Raw genomic sequence first — 15,241 nt, 5'->3', positions numbered from 1 at the left:
CGCGGCGTCCACCGCTCCGTCCAGGCCCTCGAACGCGACATCCGCGCCTGGGTCGCCGACTGGAACACCGACCCCCGGCCCTACGTCTGGACCAAGACCGCTGACCAGATCCTCGAATCCCTCGCTGGATACATCCGACGGATCAAGGACTCAGGACACTAGCCGGTGACAGGTCCCGCACTCAGCAGGCGGACGCTCACACAACGGGCACCCGGACGACCGTCGACCTGCTCTCCCTCGCTGCCCGACATCGGTCCGTCCCACAGGACATCCCGGAGCCCGACTCGAAGGACGATCGCCCTTACAACCACACCAAGGAGACGTAAGGTACTGCCCGCGTAGCCCCTGGTGGGATCGGCACCGTCTCGAAAGGCGCGTGGTGCCGTCCTGGCTGCGTTCACCCCTTTCCAGCGTTGTCCAGCGCCCAGCCGACGAAGCGCTCCGCCGCAGCCCAGGAGGTCTACGTCCACTCTCTGCGCCCCCAGTTGTTCAGCCCACCGCCAGGCTCAGCCGCCGCAGGGCGAGGCGTCACGTCAGGAGTGTCAGCTGTTCACCCCAATCCAGGCCACGCGGGCGGGAGCCCGATAGGCCTCGAAGGCGCTCGTCCCGGTCGGTGAGGGCCGCCGCTATCCTGGCGGCCAGCCGGTTCCGTAGGCGCACCCAGTCCGCATCCCTGCGCCGAGGGACGGCCGGAACCTCGGCGAGCAGCAGTTGCTCGGCATTCGGCCCACGCGGGGTCCACCACTGGCCGTCCGACCGGCTCTCGATCCGGGAGGACTGCCGCAGCGCGTTGCGGAGCGATGCCACGTTGTACCGGTAACCGAATCCTTTGAGGCAGTAGTCGAGCGCGGCGACGGTCAACGGTCGATCGGCCGCCGCCAGTACGAGCCGGCCGGCATCTTCGAGGGACCGCGGGCCGGGCATCGGTCCGTGCCGGTAGAGGCCGTACACCCCCGCTCCGGCCCAGCAGAACCGCCGGTCACCAGCGACCGCCACCTTCGCGGACGCCTCCGCGATTCGGCGATCGTGGTCGAGCTGGGCCAGGCGCGCCAAGTCCCTCACATGCACGGGTGCGGCAACGGAGCAGGCCACCGCGTACAGGATGTCCGCCTGGCTACGTCCGATCGGGCCGCGGCAACCACAGCGGTTGAGCTCCCACACTCCCAGCGCCGATCCGCAGTCATCGCAGGGGTCCTCGTCATCCGTTCCGAGGCCAGCCACATTCAACGCACTTCTCCTGGGCGGTCACGCCGGTACGTCGGCACCCGCATCATCCGCGGCTCCAGTCGAGCGCCACCGGACCAGCGGGGAATCCCACCCCGGGGTCATCGGAGACAGCGGAGTTGAGAGTGTCGAGAAAGCGGCGCACGTCAGCCACGTCGATGCCGTCGAGGTTCTCGGCGGCCGCCGCGTCGAGCACAACGTGAGCCTTGCGGAGCACATCACGCGGCTTCCGGTTCGACCTGCCGAACAGCTCGGAGACCGCCGCCTTGGTCAACGGATAGAGGTCACCGGGCGTCCTCGCCGAGCCGGGCTTCACAGCTGCATCGAGGTACCTGGTCAGCAGCTTGCCCGCCTCCGCCACATTCCGCAGGCCCGGCAAGATCACTGTGCTGCGCTGATTCGCCGCCGTGGTGTCGAAGCTCGGGAGGTCGGCCAGCTCCCAGGCGGTCCCGATGGTCAGCGCGGCCCTGGGGTGCATGGTGACGACCACACTGAGCATGTCCGCCATCGGCAGGGTCTCCACAATGACGTCGCGGAAGCGTTCTGTCTCCAGATCTCGCTTAGCCCTGGCCATCGTGGTGCTTGCCAGGTCCTCCAACTGGTCGCAGCACAGCAGGACGTGCTTCATCCCCGCGGCTGACGCGAACAGGAGGAAGGTCGCGAGGTAGACCGCACCGTTGCGTGTGCGCGAGGCCGGCTTGATCCGGTCGAGGTACTCGGCCGCGATGTTCGGATCCTCGTCACAGAGCGCCACGATCAGCTTGTCGTCGGGCGGTCCCAGCGTTCGTCCCCGCAGGGACCGGTGGACGTCGGCCACCACCTTGAGCAGCGCCCGGGGATCGTCACTCTCGGCCCGCGCTATCAGCTCCAGCCGTAGCCGCTGGGCGAGGGTCGGCTCGTCACCTACCCGGAAGTCCGTGGCGTACTCGACCGCTGTGAAGAGCGCCGCGCTGAGCGAACGGATCTGCGCAGTGTCGAAGCTGGTCAGCAGGCCGCAGATCGGAATTTCGGCGGCATCCTCCTCGTCCAGCCCGGTCGAGAGGTAGGCCGTCCTGCCGAAGTCCTTGTTGAGCAGCCCGGTCAGGTGCTGCATCAGCACGGACTTGCCGAAACCGCGGGCGTCCGAGTCTCCCGGGGCAGTGCCTGTCGACCACAGGTAGCCGAACTTGAGCCCGGAGTACGCAGCACCGAGGACGAACTTGTTGATCGATTCCTGGAGTTGTTCGGCGTTGACGTCCGGTTCGTACAACAGCCCGTTCTCCCTGAGGTCCGAGCCGCCCAGCCGGGCGATCCCCGTGATCGGGAACGGGTTGTTGCGCAGGCTCCAGCGCTTCTTCATCCAAACGGGACCGGGCAGCGTTGCAGGTGTGGTCATCAGACACGGACCTCCTCGTACTAGTGCGTCGGATCGACGCGGATGATGTTGAACACGCGGGGCATGCCACCCTGGGCAGACATCACCAGCGGCCTGGTGGAGGGCGGTGTCGCGCCGTGGGTCGCCTGGTCCAGGTGAACCCGGAAACCGAGGTCGGGATAGTCCCCCCGAAGGGCGCCGAGGATGGCAGCATCGAACTCGTCGTCGCTGATCCGCTGGTGCCAGCAGACCGCCGCCCGGAGTCTCCAGACCGGGAGGTACATGTCGCCCGCGGCGTCGCCGCGCTGGCGGAGCCATATCTTCGGCAGCGCCTCCAGCGCGGCCTGACGGGCCTCCCTGCCGACCGACCGACGGATGGCCACGTCCCTGCCATGACCCGATACCTCGGACGTCGCCCAGAAGCGAAGGGCGGGCGGCCCGGGCGCGTAGTAGCTGAAGTTGGTCAGCCCGAGGAACCTGGTCCAGCGGCGCAGCAATTCATGGCTGATGTAGTCGAGGCTGCAGCCGGCAGCGCTGAACGCCAGCCGCACCATCGCCTCCTCGCAGGTCGTGATGAAGGTCTTGCGGCTCATGACCCGCTCCCGGGCGCTCAGGCGTTGTTCGGCTCGACCGACGTACCCGCGCACTCCGTGGTCGATCACCTCACGGGTGGCTCCCCAGCCGAGACTTCCCTGAGCGGCCGCATCCACCGCGTAGTCGACGAAGTCGCCGAGGAAGTCCTGGTGGGAGTGGTGCGTACGGCTGTCGAACTTGAGCAATGGGATCGTGAAGTGGGTGGCGAGGCGGTCCGGCCGTGCCCCGACCAGCCGCAGAAAACCTTCGAACTGCGGATGCGCGTTCAGCAGCACGCCAATCAGAGCGTTGTAGGCGGCCAGACGGTCACGACCGACCAGGTCGGTCCACTCGACGCCGTTCTCGGTCAGCCTGAACGTCACATCCGAGTGGGCGTAGGCGGAGTTGGGCGTCGAGGGAAGGATGTGTCGTTCAACCCACCCGAGCCGCATCAGCTCCTTGAGCACGTCGACCGTGTTGTGCACATGGCGCTTCCCATCGGCCCGCACTCGGTCCCACTTGCGCTCGTCGAACGAACCGTCAGTGTCACTCTCTCGAGCAACCTTTGCTGCCTGACCGACCAGTGCGCAACGGATCTCTTCGAAGGTGCACCCCTCGGCGACCGCCTGGGCCGCCACCTCGATGTAGGCCAGATCCTGGAGTCGGGGAATGCCGGCGCCGCCAGCGCTCACTTGCCGACCCCGATCCGGCGGCACGCAGCACACCTATCTTGCAGCCGAGCAGAACACCCGAACGTGCACACATAAGCCTCCCTGAGCGAGATCCACGAGGTGTCGCCACCAACTGACCACAGCACCATGAAGGTTGGCAACGGCTAAAAGAATGTTGCGGCTCTCATGGGGCATGAGAGCCGCAACACTCATATAAAAGGCCAAGATCCGAGATTCTTGCCGCCCAAACACAAGTGGCCGACCTAGAGTTCGGGTCAGCGCACAGGACCTCCGGACTCCGGCATCGATCTGGTGCGCACGCCCAGCATCCGAGCCGATCCGAGAGGCACCCGATGACCGACCCGCGCGAGCCCGAGTACGTCGACCAGGTAGACCTCACCCGCGGGCGGCCCGTACGGCTCCAACAGGTCTCCGAACAGCGTTACTTGGCCATCATGCCGTGGGGTCAGCTGCACAGCATCGTGCCCGATCCGCGCCAGGCCGAGATGCCCAGGATGAGGCAGTACCTCTCCGCCGCACAGCGGGAGCAGGCCGAGCTGCGCAACGAGATCCAGCGGACGATCCAGGGGACGAAGAAGAAGGCGAACGCCAAGGACTACGCCCGGTACATCGCCGAGGGCCTGCGCGGCTCCCGCGGCGAGCGCTGGGCCACGCCCCCGTTCGCACTCTGGCTACCGGGCGACATGGACATCGTCCGCTTCAGGACTCCGTTCGGTGACGACCTGCTGGCGTACATGCCGTTCGATGCCACCGGAGTCCTGGTGGATGCCGAGACCCAGCACCTTGCACACATCCTGCTCCAGGAGGAGCCGGCGACCTACGGGCTGACCAAGGGCCAGGTGTCACAACGGCTGGTCAGTGTGGAGATCTACCACCAGATCAGCCTGCGCGGGGCACGCCAGATCTTCCACGACCGCAACCTGCTCGGAGTCATCCCCAACAAGAACGTGGCGCTCGCCTCGGACTCCAGCAACCTCGCCACCGACATCACCTTCGCGCTGCTGGAGAGTGTCATCCTTCCGGCTTCGGCCGGAGGCCAGGACACCTCACTCGGCCTGGTGGTCTCGGCACGTCCCCGTCAGCTGAAGTCCACGGACCCCGAGTGGATGACGCTGTCCTCGTTCCGCGCATTCGTGGTGACGGCGCTCTTCGGCCGGTCGGGATTCGAGAAGACCAGCGGCCCCATTTCCGATCTGCCCGCGGGGTGCACCCCCGAGCTCGCCAAGCAGTACATCGGAGCCGTCACCGAGTTGATCTTCAGCTCCTTCGCCAAGCACTTCGAGCGCCGGACGGACACGGTCATCGCTGCCCCCGCCATGCTCGCTGCACTCGGTGCCGTCGCCTACCGGTCGATGCTGTGGAGCCCGGAGCCCCGACGCAGCCCCGAGGCTCTGATCGAGCTGCTGTCGGAGGTCGAGTGGGCCCGCGACCCCAAGATCTGGGACGGCACCGTAGGCAAGGCAACGACTGACGCACGGACCGGCCGACCGACGCTCTCGCTTGCCGGTGGTGTCAAGGACAGCGGTTCGAGGACTGCCGCCGCGCTCGAGGATCCGGCTTCGCCTCGGTACGGGCAGATTCGCGGCTACGTCCAACCGACGCTCGTCACCCCGGCCACAACCTAGCCGGACCCGCTCCTCCGAAAAGCCTGCCACCAGCATCACGGTCAACTCCGGACCAGTACCGATCGACAACCGGGCCGAGGGCACAAATCAGCTCTCAGGTCCGTTCTCGTTCGCTCCCGGGCAGCGGGGTGCGACTGGCCTCCGACATCCCGGTCCACCACGGGTCTAGACGGGTGTGATCCCCGGCGGACGGCGTTCGGGGGAACTAGACCCTCCGGCTTGCGAAGGCCCGGACCGTTTCGACGGTCCGGGGCTTCGTTGTTTTGGCGGGGTCATGGGGCAGGGGTGTGATGAGGAGGGTGGTGGCAGATTCGGGGGTGCGGAGGAAGAGGCCAGCGAGGCCGTGGCCGCGGAGGCCCGGCAGTGATACAGAGGCGGGCCAGGTGCCCGTCAGTGCCGGTTGCGCAGGGCTCGGACCGTGCCGAGCAGGCGGGTCCCGGAAGCCGGTGGCGTGCCAGGTGGTGAGCCAGTCGCGGACGGTCTCCGGGCTGAACCGGCCGGGGCTCGTGGGGTGGCGGGTGGCGGATGATGGGGAGGGCAGGGGGTCCAGACGTGAGGGGCGACGCAGTGGCTGACAGCGGATCCGGCGGGTCGGGAGCAGGGGTCGGGGCGGAGGGCGGGGCGGTCGCGGCTGCCGCACGGCCTGCGGGTGGGGCGGAGGCGGCGGGGCCGGGGCGGCGGCGGTCGGTGGTTCGGCGGGTGGCCGTTCTGGTGTTCGTCCTGCTGGTGCTGTGCCTGCCGCCCTGGTGGACGCTCCTCGGGTCCGGGGCCGGCTGGCCGCTGCCGGTGGTCGTGGCGGGCACGGCGGTGTTCGCCGTCTGGCTGGTGTCGTTCCCGTTCCTGATGGTCGCGGGCCACGGATCGCGGCGGAACGACCGGGCGGCGCGCCTCGGGGACACCAGCCTCGGGGTGATGTGGGTCCTGTTCACCTGGTCGGTGCTGGGCGGCCTGGTGAACCTCGTGCTGGGCGGGCTCGACGTCGGCGGCGCCGACCGGGCCAGGGCGGTGGCCGTGGCGGTGGCCGCGGTCTCGGCCGGGCTGCTGGCCTGGGGGCACCACGAGGCGATGCGGGTGCCCCGGGTGAAGCGGCTGGACGTCCACCTGCCGCGGCTCGGCGGCGGGCTGGACGGGACCAGGGTCGTGGTGCTGGCCGACACCCACTACGGGCCGATCGACCGGGCGGACTGGTCGGCGCGGGTGACCGAGGCGGTCAACGCGCTCGACCCGGACGTGGTCGTCCACGCCGGGGACATCGCCGACGGCACCCCCGCCCAGCGCCGCGAGCAGTCCGCGCCGCTCGGCACCGTCCGGGCCCGGCTGGCCAAGGTCTACGTCACGGGCAACCACGAGTACGGCGGGGAGGCCCAGGGCTGGCTGGACCGCATGGCGGACCTCGGCTGGGAACCCCTGCACAACCGCCACGTGCTGGTGGAGCGCGGCGGGGACACCCTGGTGCTGGCTGGCGTGGACGACGTCACCGCGGAGTCCTCCGGCCTGGCCGGGCACCGTACCGACCTGGCCGGCGCCCTCGCGGGGGCGGACCCGGACCTGCCCGTCCTGCTCGTCGCCCACCAGCCCAAGTACGTCCCGCAGGCCGCGGCCGCCGGCATCGACCTGCAGGTCTCCGGACACACCCACGGCGGCCAGATCTGGCCGTTCAACTTCCTCGTCCGGATCGACCAGCCCGTGGTGCACGGCCTGAGCCTGCACGGGCAGCGGACCAGGCTCTACACCAGCCGCGGCACCGGTTTCTGGGGCCCGCCCTTCCGGATCTTCGCCCCGAGCGAGATCACCGTCCTCACCCTCCGCACGGGCGACGCCCCCGCCGACCGGTAGCGCGCGTCGGACGACGGTAGACCGGTACGGGATCGCACGTGTGCGCGGGCCCGGAGTCGGTCGTCCCCGCCCGGGCCCGGGGCCGTCACATGACCATCACAAGTCGACAACGGTCCGTCACGACGCGGATCCGCTCTGGAAGGCTGGCGCCCTCGACGAACCATCGAAGGGCGCCATCCGCATGGGTTTCTCCTCCCGCAAGAGCTTCAAGGCGGGCCCGTTCCGCGTCACGGCCTCCAAGTCGGGCCTGAGCTACTCCGCCGGGACGAAGGGCGCCCGGGTGACCAGGCGGACCGACGGCCGGGTCCAGACCACGCTCTCCGTCCCCGGGACCGGTTTCCGCCACACCGCCACCAGCAGCAGCACCCCGCAGCCGACCGGGGAGGCGCCCGCCCCGACGGGCTGGCAACGGCGGCCCGGCTTCTGGTACTTCCTCGTCGTCCTGCTGTCGGCCGGGATGTTCAGCGCCGTCCCGTTCGCCCACGCGGCGGCCCGGCTGCAGCGCAAGGACCTGCTGGTCCGCGCCGGGTGCTACGCCGGCGCCGCGGTCGTCTTCGGGGTGCTCTCCTCACTGACGCCGAAGGACCCGAAGGGGAACGCGGTCGGCGCGGTCGGCAACGTGCTGAGCGGCATCACCGTGCTCTTCGCGATCGCCGTGATCGTGACCGCCTGCTACCAGTTGGTCCCGCTCCGCCGGGAGGTCTTCGGCCCGGCCGCCGGAGCGGACCGGCCGCCCCACCCCGCAGCGGCCGATCCCGTGGTCGCCGCCCGGCTCGCCGCCCGCGCCCGCCGCGACGAGGCGCGGGCCCTCGCCCAGAACGACCCGGTGCTGGCCCGCGACCTGCACATCGGACGCCCCGACCTGTCGCGCGAGTACGACGACGGCGGCCTCATCGACCTCAACCACGCACCGGCCGGTGCGATCGCCGCGGCCTGCTCGATCGAACCCGCCCTGGCCGAGAGCATCGTGGCGGCACGCCGGGAGCTCGGGTCGTTCAGCTCGCTCGACGAGGTGTTCGTCTTCGCCCGGATCGAGGACGGCACCGCCGCACTGATCCGCGAGTACGCGATCCTGCTGGCGAAGTAGCGTCCGACCGCGACCGCCCCCGGTCCGGATCGCTGCTGCGGCGGGCCGGGCCGGGGGCGGGGCGGGGTCAGACGGGGGTGGGGCCAGGCGGGCCGGGTCAGGCCGGCCGGGTGGGGGCGGTGGGGCGGTCGAGGAGGAGTTGGACGCCGTCGAGGATGCGGGCGAGGCCGAACTCCAGGGGGTCGACGGGGTCGGGGGCGAAGGCGCCGGCGGCGATGGCCCGGGTGAGGGTGGGGAAGCGGTCGGCGTGGCGCTCCAGGAGTTCGTTGGTGAGGCGGCTCCACTCCCGGCTGTGCTGCTCGTCGAAGTCGAGGTCCTGCTGGACGAGGGTGCGGACCAGGCCGGCGACCAGGACGAAGACCCGGTGCTGCTCGGCGGCGCTCAGGCCGGAGGGCTCCAGGGCGGCGAGGGCCGCGTCGAGCCAGCCGAGCTGGTGGGGGCCCATCAGCTGGCGGCGCATGGCGGTGGCGGCCAGCAGCCACGGGTGGGCGCGGTGGATCGCGGCGGAGCGGCGGGCCCACTCGGTGATGCGCTCCCGCCAGCCGTCGCCGGCGGCTGACAGGTCGGGGGCCCCGGCGAGCACGGACTCGACCATCAGCTCGACCAGTTCGGCCTTGCCGGGCACGTAGCGGTAGAGCGCCATGGCCGAGACGCCGAACTCGGCACCGACCTTGCTCATCGAGACCGCGTCCAGCCCCTCGGCGTCGGCGATCACCACGGCGGCGGCGGCGATGCGCTGGGGGGTCAGGCTGGGCTTGGGCCCGCGGGTGGGCTGCTCCTGCTCGCCCCACAGCAGTGCGACGCCCGCACGCAGATCGCGTGCCTTCTCCTTGGCCATCCCGGTCTCCTCCTCGAATCCAGTGCGATGTCCGTGCCATGTCGGTGCGGCGCCCGTGCGACGTCCGTGCCATGTCCGTGCGCGGCGCCCGTGCGGCGCCCGTTGACAGCACCCAGAACTGTATATACCTTAAACACATCTGCTGACGCAGTAAACAGTTTGGGGGATACACCATGCTTGCCACCATCGCCACCGTCACCACCGCCGCCCTCGCCACTCCCGTCGCCGGACTGCTGGGCTACCGGCAGCTCAAGCGCGCGGCGTTCGCGAAGGAGCTGCGGATCACCGCGCCGAACGGCATCGAGGAGTCCGGCTTCGTCCGGATCGGCGGCATCGACCAGTGGGTCTCCGTCCGCGGCGAGGACCGCCGCAACCCGGTGATCCTGGAGATCCTCGGCGGCCCCGGCGCCTCCAACCTGGTCTTCCTCCCCCGCACCCACGGCTGGGAGAAGCACTTCACGATCGTCCGCTGGGACATGCGCGGCGCCGGCTTCACCTTCGCCGCCGGCGGCCCGGAGGGGCAGGGCGAGCTCAGCTACCCGCAGCTGTACCGCGACGCCCTGGAGGTCACCGAGCACCTGCGCACCCGGCTCGGGGTCGACCGGCTGCTGCTGGTCGCCAACTCCTTCGGCACCGTCCTCGGCCTGCGGCTGGCCCGCAACCACCCGGAGCTGTACTCCGGTTACGTCGGCACCGACCAGAACATCATCGACGGCGGCCGGGAGCGCACCGCCTACGACGCCCTCGTCGCCCGGCTGCGCGCGGCGGGCCGGAAGAAGGAGAAGGAGCTGGCCACCGCCCTGGCCATGGGAGCGGACCGCACCCGGTGGACCACCAAGGACGTCGCCGAGTACAACAAGCTGGTCCTCACCAGCGACCCGCTCTCCTACGACACCATGAAGACCGTGGTGATGCGCTCGCTCTGGTTCTCACCGCTGCACACCCTGCGCGGGCTGCGGTCCTACCTGAAGGCCATGGAGTTCTCCGAGCAGCTCCAGCTGGAGGCCGCGACCTTCGACGAGCGGGCCGAGGGCACCGACTTCCGCATCCCGTTCTTCGTCTTCCAGGGCGCCGACGACGTCCTCACCCCGCCCGCGCCGGCCCGCCGCTTCTTCGACGACGTGACCGCGCCGGTCAAGGACTTCGCGCTGATCGACGACGCCAGCCACTTCGCGAGCTTCCGCCACCCCGACCGGTTCCTCCAGCTGATGCTGACCAAGGTCCGCCCGGCGATCACCGCCGGCCCCGTCAGCCGCTGAATCCGGCCGACGGGTGTCACAGCGGAGCGACCGACGGGTGTCACAGCGGAGCGACGGACGGGTGTCACCGCAGAGCCGCGGAGAGGCGGGCAGGCGTCACACCGCCACGACGGCTATCTCGTGGACGGCGTTCCGGTCACCGGCGAGCGGCTGCACCCGCCCCGCGGAGTCGGTGGCCCGGCAGCGGATCCGGTGCGCCCCCGGGGCGAGGTCGTGCCGGAGCCGGAACCGCTGCCAACTCGGGTCCGGGCCGCGCCCGTCCAGCTCGGCGGGCTGCCAGTCGGCGTCGTCCACCGCGACCTCGACGGCCGTCACCTCGGTGGAACTCCAGGCGTAGCCCGCCAGTTCACGGACCCCGGCGGGGACGGTGGAGCCGTCCTTGAGGCTGAGCAGCTTGCTGCAGACGTCCTTCTCGCGGACCGGCCGGACCTCGCTCTCCCCCGGCAGGACCCGGGTGTACAGGCGGGTGGTGAAGAGGTGCTCGGCACGTTCGGCGGCCAGCACGATCCTGGTCAGCCACTTGACCGAGTTGGTGCCGAACATCCGCGGCGCCACCGCACGCACCGGGTGCCCGTGGTCGGGGGCCAGCGGTTCGCCGTTCATCCGGTGCGCGAGGACCACCTCGGTGCGGGCCTGCTCCAGCGGGAGGTCCTTGAGGAAGCTCACGTCGCTCTCCCCCGCGAAGTCGCCCCGGTCGGCGCCCTCCAGCCAGACGTGCCGGGCCTGCGGGAGCGGGCCGGCCAGCGCCAGCACCTCGGCGAGCGGGACGCCCTCCCAGTCCAGGTTGGTCACGGCCCTGGTCGGCACGGTCGGGTGCAGCGGATTGCCGAAGCACTCGTGGACGGCGGTGAACCTGGTCTGCGGCAGCCCCCGGAGGGCCCGGAAGTCCAGCCGCAGGGGCCGTTCCACCAGGCCTTCGACGGTGAGCGACCAGCTGTCGGCGTCGAGCTCCGGTCGCCGGCCGAGGTGGTTGCGGATGAAGACCTCCTCGACCGGGGTGCGGTAGGCGTCGGGCGTCTCCGGATCGGTCCTGAACATGCGTCATTCCCCCGTACTGGTGTCACTGTTCCCAAGATCGACAGTGTGATCGACAGTACAAGGAGCGGCCGACGGCGGGCCGATCAGGCCCCCGTCTCCCGTGCCTCGGCCAGGAGTTCCGCCACCGTCGCCGCCTTGTGCGCCGAGTACGCGAGCAGCCGCCCGGTGGCCGCGGCCGCCTCCCGCTTGGCCCGGGCGTAGCGGGCGGCCGCCTCCGGGTGGGCCCGCAGGTGGTCGCGGAGCAGCAGGTTGTCGGTCCACAGCCCGCCGCCCAGCGCCACCACGTGGACGTTGGCCGGCTGCTCCGCCCGCCGCCGCAGGTAGCGCCGACCGGGTACGCCGGACTCGCCGAGGTCCTCGAAGCCGAGGGCGCGGACGTGCGCGACCACCGTGTCGACGTCCCCGGGCGCGCAGCCGACCTGTACGTCGAGCACCGGCTTGGCGGCCAGGCCGGGCACCGAGGTCGAGCCGATGTGCTCGACCCCGACCGCCCCCGGAAGCCCGACCGCCCCCGGAAGCCCGCGCAGCCCGGCCGCGAGCCGCTCAGCCAGGGCCCGGCCGAGACCGGCCCAGGCCGGGTCGTACGGGACGACGTGGATCGGTTCGTCCAGGTCGGAGGTGCTGTTCGACATGACCGGAGGGTAGCGGGCGGGGACGTCCGATTCCTTCAAGACCCCGCTCCCGTGGGCCGCCTACCGTCGGAGCCATGGACAGCACATCCGCACCACGGTTCGCCTTCATCGGCCTGGCCGTCTCCGACATGGCCGCCTCCGTCGCCTTCTACCGGCGGCTGGGACTGGTCTTCCCCGAGGGCTCCGAGCAGGAGCCGCACGTCGAGGCCGAGCTGCCCGGTGGGCTGCTCCTGGTCCTGGACGCCGAATCGACCATCCGCTCCTTCCACCCGGACTGGCAGCCGCCGACCGGCGGCGCCCGGGCCGCCCTGGCCTTCCGCTGCCAGAGCCCGGCGCACGTGGACGCGGTGTACCAGGAGCTGACCGAGGCCGGGTACCAGGGCGAACTCAAGCCCTGGGACGCCTTCTGGGGCCAGCGCTACGCCTCGCTGCGCGACCCGGACGGCAACGGGGTCGACCTGCTCGCGCCGCTCCAGGGCTGACGGCAGGGCCCACTCCGAGGCCCGTCCGGGGTCCGTCCCAGGCCCGCTCCGACGCCCGCTCCGACGCGCCCGTTCGGGGATCCGGGCTACGGCCCGCCCGGCAGCAGGTCCGTCACCCGGACGCCCGCCAACTCCCGTACGTCGCGCGACAGGTGAGCCTGGTCGGCGTAGCCCGTCCGGGCCGCCGTGTCGGCGAGCGGGACGCCGGCGCGGGCCAGCCGCAGGGCGCGCTGCAGCCGCAGGATCCGGGCCAGTGTCTTGGGACCGTAGCCGAAAGCGGCCAGTGAGCGGCGGTGCAGTTGCCGGGCGCCGAGCCCGACCGCCTCGGCGGTCGCCGCGACGCTGCGCCCGGCCGCGAGCGCGCCGGCCACCGCCCGTACCAGCGGGTCCTCGGGCCGGGCCGCGGCGGCCAGGTACAGCGCCAGTTCCTCCAGGGCGGCGGCCGGGTCGGGGGCGGCGGCGATCCGCCCGGTCAGTCGGCGCACCTCGGCGCCGGGCAGCAGGTCCGCCAACCCGACGCGGCGGTCGCGTAGTTCGGAGGCCGGTACGCCGAGCAGCAGGGGCCCGGTGCCGGGCCGGAAGCGGACGCCGGCCCACGGGCCGGGCAGCTCGGGGCCGGGCCGGAACGCCCGGGTGTCCGGTCCGGCGACCAGCAGCCGGCCCTCGGTCCAGAGCAGGTCCATGCAGCCGTCCGGCAGCACCAGGCCACCGCCGTCGGCGCCCACGCTCGGGCCCTTCGTCCACAGCACCGCCCCGGGCAGCCTGGACGCGCGTTCCGCGTAGTCGGTGGGCATGTTCGAAGGCTACGCGCGCCGCACGGGCACCGCGTTCCGGAGCGCCCGAAGGCCCCGACCGGCGAACCGGTCGAGGCCTTCGGGGTGCCTTCGGGGTGCCTGAGGCCCCAGGGCGTACGGTCAGGCCGCCACCTCGGCGGCGGCCACCGCGGCCCCGGCACCTTCCGAAGCCTCAACGCCCTCCGGCCCCTCGGTGCCCTCCGCAGCCGCCGGCCCCGCCCCGCCCGCCGGCCCGCCCCGCATCAGCACCAGGGTGAGCGCCGCCGCGACCAGGGCCGCGATCCCGCCGACCGTGAAGGTGGTGGAGGTGGCGGTGTTGAAGGCCTCCCGGGCGACCCGGGCCAGGGCGCCGTCGCCGCTGCCGGCGGAGAGGGCGAGGGCGTCGGTGATGCCGTGCCGGGCCGCGGCGGGGGCGTCGGCGGGCATGGCGCCGGTGTAGGTGCTGGAGAGCACGGTGCCGAGGACGGCCACGCCCAGGGCGGCTCCGGACTGCTGGATGGTGTCGTTGAGCGCGGAGCCGACGCCGGCGTGCTCACCGGGGATGGCCCCCATCAGCGCGTTGGCGGCGGCCGGCATGCCGAGGCCGGAGCCGACGCCGAGGACCAGCATGGCGAGGGCGACCTTGGGGAAGCCGTCGCCGACCGAGAGGGTGGCCAGCAGGCCGAAGCCGCCCGCGATGACCACCATGCCGATCGAGGTCACCACCCGCGCGGGGACCTTCTTGCCGATCGCGGCGCCGATCACGTTGAAGGCGAGCGAGGCGACGGCCAGCGGGATGAAGGCCAGGCCGGTGTCGGTGGGCGAGAACTCCAGCACGAACTGCAGGTACTGGGTGAGCACCAGCATCAGGCCGCCGGTGGCGAAGGTGAGCAGGACGAGGGAGAAGCTGGCGCCGGTGAAGACCCGGTTGCGGAACAGCTTGAGCGGGACCATCGGCGAATCGGTGCGGACCTGGCGGATGCCGAAGCCGACCAGTGCGGCGATCGCGACGGCCAGCGGGCCGAGGGTGTTGACGTGGGCGAAGCCGTCCTTCGGGAGGACGATGATCGACCAGACCAGCGCGGTCATGCCGACCATCGAGAGCACCATGCCGGGCAGGTCGGTCCTGCGCGAGGGGCCCTTGGACTCGGGCATCAGGACGATCGCCGCGACGACGGCCACCGCCGCCACCGGCACGTTGAGCAGGAACACCGCGCCCCACCAGAAGTGGGCGATCAGCACGCCGCCCAGCACCGGGCCGCCGACCAGGCCGACCATGGCCACCGCGGTCCAGGCGGCGATCGCCTTGGGCCGCTCCGCGTCGTCGAAGACGGTGATCAGGATGGAGAGCGTGCTCGGCATCACGAGGGCCCCGCCGACGCCCATCAGCACCCGGCCGGCGATCAGTTCACCGGGGCTGGAGGCGACGGAGGCGACCAGGGAGGCGGCGCCGAACAGCACCAGTCCGATGATCATCACTTTTCGTCGCCCGAACCGGTCGGACAGGCTGCCCGAGGTCAGCAGCAGGCCGGCGAAGACCAGGATGTACGAATCGATGATCCACTGGATGTCCTGCGCCCCGGCCCCGAGGTCCTCCGCGATCGGCGGGATGGACACCGTGAGCACCATGTTGTCGATCACCAGCACCAGGCTGCTGAGGCAGAGCACGACCAGGATGAGCCAGCGACGCGGGTGACGATCCACCGCGTTCCCCCTTCGGTTCGGCGCGTCGGCCGCAGCCCTGCGCACGTCCTCGCGTCGGCGGCAGCCGCGCGGAAGTCCCCGTGGCGCACACCGTCCGCCGTCCCCGACCGAACGGTGTGCGCTA

The 15,241-nt window shown here is 71.3% G+C and carries 13 protein-coding genes and 1 pseudogene; 6 read left to right on the top strand and 8 right to left on the bottom strand.

The features are described 5' to 3' along the window. Positions 1 to 162, top strand: a pseudogene (locus tag ACFXPX_RS10275) (IS630 family transposase); the annotation flags it as partial. A gap of 366 nt (positions 163 to 528) precedes the next feature. On the opposite strand, the gene ACFXPX_RS10270 reads toward ACFXPX_RS10275, so the two are convergent. The 3 genes from ACFXPX_RS10270 to ACFXPX_RS10260 are packed head-to-tail and all read right to left on the bottom strand — an operon-like array spanning position 529 to position 3,843. After that, complete coding sequence (locus tag ACFXPX_RS10270) at positions 529 to 1,227, bottom strand: hypothetical protein (protein WP_380523449.1); 699 nt, start codon at positions 1,225 to 1,227, stop codon at positions 529 to 531. A gap of 43 nt (positions 1,228 to 1,270) precedes the next feature. Further along, entirely contained in the window at positions 1,271 to 2,599 is a 1,329-nt protein-coding gene (locus ACFXPX_RS10265; protein ID WP_380523447.1) for a hypothetical protein, read from the bottom strand. A gap of 20 nt (positions 2,600 to 2,619) precedes the next feature. Next, positions 2,620 to 3,843 carry a hypothetical protein gene (locus ACFXPX_RS10260; protein WP_380523445.1) on the bottom strand — a complete coding sequence of 408 codons (1,224 nt, stop codon included), beginning with the start codon at positions 3,841 to 3,843 and terminating at the stop codon, positions 2,620 to 2,622. Between the two features lie 332 nt (positions 3,844 to 4,175). On the opposite strand from ACFXPX_RS10260, the gene ACFXPX_RS10255 reads away from it, so the two are divergent. The 3 genes from ACFXPX_RS10255 to ACFXPX_RS10245 all read left to right on the top strand — a co-directional run bounded on the left by ACFXPX_RS10255 (position 4,176) and on the right by ACFXPX_RS10245 (position 8,391). Next, positions 4,176 to 5,468 carry a DNA sulfur modification protein DndB gene (locus tag ACFXPX_RS10255; protein WP_380640484.1) on the top strand — a complete coding sequence of 431 codons (1,293 nt, stop codon included), beginning with the start codon at positions 4,176 to 4,178 and terminating at the stop codon, positions 5,466 to 5,468. A gap of 699 nt (positions 5,469 to 6,167) precedes the next feature. Next, positions 6,168 to 7,304: a metallophosphoesterase gene (locus tag ACFXPX_RS10250; protein ID WP_380591394.1), complete on the top strand. Its 1,137-nt coding sequence runs from the start codon at positions 6,168 to 6,170 to the stop codon at positions 7,302 to 7,304. Positions 7,305 to 7,485: 181 nt separating this feature from the next. Continuing rightward, positions 7,486 to 8,391, top strand: coding sequence for a DUF4236 domain-containing protein (locus tag ACFXPX_RS10245; RefSeq protein ID WP_380640482.1), 906 nt, complete (start codon positions 7,486 to 7,488; stop codon positions 8,389 to 8,391). Between the two features lie 97 nt (positions 8,392 to 8,488). On the opposite strand, the gene ACFXPX_RS10240 is transcribed toward ACFXPX_RS10245, so the two are convergent. Beyond that, positions 8,489 to 9,229, bottom strand: coding sequence for a TetR/AcrR family transcriptional regulator (locus ACFXPX_RS10240; protein WP_380640481.1), 741 nt, complete (start codon positions 9,227 to 9,229; stop codon positions 8,489 to 8,491). A gap of 173 nt (positions 9,230 to 9,402) precedes the next feature. On the opposite strand from ACFXPX_RS10240, the gene ACFXPX_RS10235 reads away from it, so the two are divergent. Next, positions 9,403 to 10,488: an alpha/beta fold hydrolase gene (locus ACFXPX_RS10235; RefSeq protein WP_380523437.1), complete on the top strand. Its 1,086-nt coding sequence runs from the start codon at positions 9,403 to 9,405 to the stop codon at positions 10,486 to 10,488. 96 nt (positions 10,489 to 10,584) lie between these two features. Here the strand turns inward: ACFXPX_RS10235 and ACFXPX_RS10230 are convergent, their stop codons facing one another. Beyond that, entirely contained in the window at positions 10,585 to 11,526 is a 942-nt protein-coding gene (locus ACFXPX_RS10230) for a molybdopterin-dependent oxidoreductase (protein ID WP_380591383.1), read from the bottom strand. Positions 11,527 to 11,609: 83 nt separating this feature from the next. Beyond that, positions 11,610 to 12,158 carry a GrpB family protein gene (locus ACFXPX_RS10225; protein ID WP_375882533.1) on the bottom strand — a complete coding sequence of 183 codons (549 nt, stop codon included), beginning with the start codon at positions 12,156 to 12,158 and terminating at the stop codon, positions 11,610 to 11,612. 74 nt (positions 12,159 to 12,232) lie between these two features. Between ACFXPX_RS10225 and ACFXPX_RS10220 the strand changes: the two genes are divergently transcribed. After that, a complete protein-coding gene (locus tag ACFXPX_RS10220; RefSeq protein WP_375882535.1) occupies positions 12,233 to 12,640 on the top strand; it encodes a VOC family protein in 408 nt (135 codons plus the stop codon). A gap of 86 nt (positions 12,641 to 12,726) precedes the next feature. Here ACFXPX_RS10220 and ACFXPX_RS10215 read toward each other — a convergent pair whose 3' ends face one another. Both ACFXPX_RS10215 and ACFXPX_RS10210 read right to left on the bottom strand, forming a co-directional pair. Continuing rightward, entirely contained in the window at positions 12,727 to 13,434 is a 708-nt protein-coding gene (locus ACFXPX_RS10215; RefSeq protein ID WP_380640479.1) for a helix-turn-helix domain-containing protein, read from the bottom strand. 120 nt (positions 13,435 to 13,554) lie between these two features. Then, on the bottom strand, positions 13,555 to 15,117 hold the full coding sequence (locus ACFXPX_RS10210; protein ID WP_380640477.1) for an MFS transporter: 1,563 nt from the start codon (positions 15,115 to 15,117) through the stop codon (positions 13,555 to 13,557). Between the last annotated feature and the right edge of the window lie 124 nt (positions 15,118 to 15,241).

The organism is Kitasatospora sp. NPDC059146, from assembly GCF_042786665.1.
GTDB lineage: Bacteria > Actinomycetota > Actinomycetes > Streptomycetales > Streptomycetaceae > Kitasatospora.
This window is presented reverse-complemented; position numbering and strand designations above follow the sequence as displayed.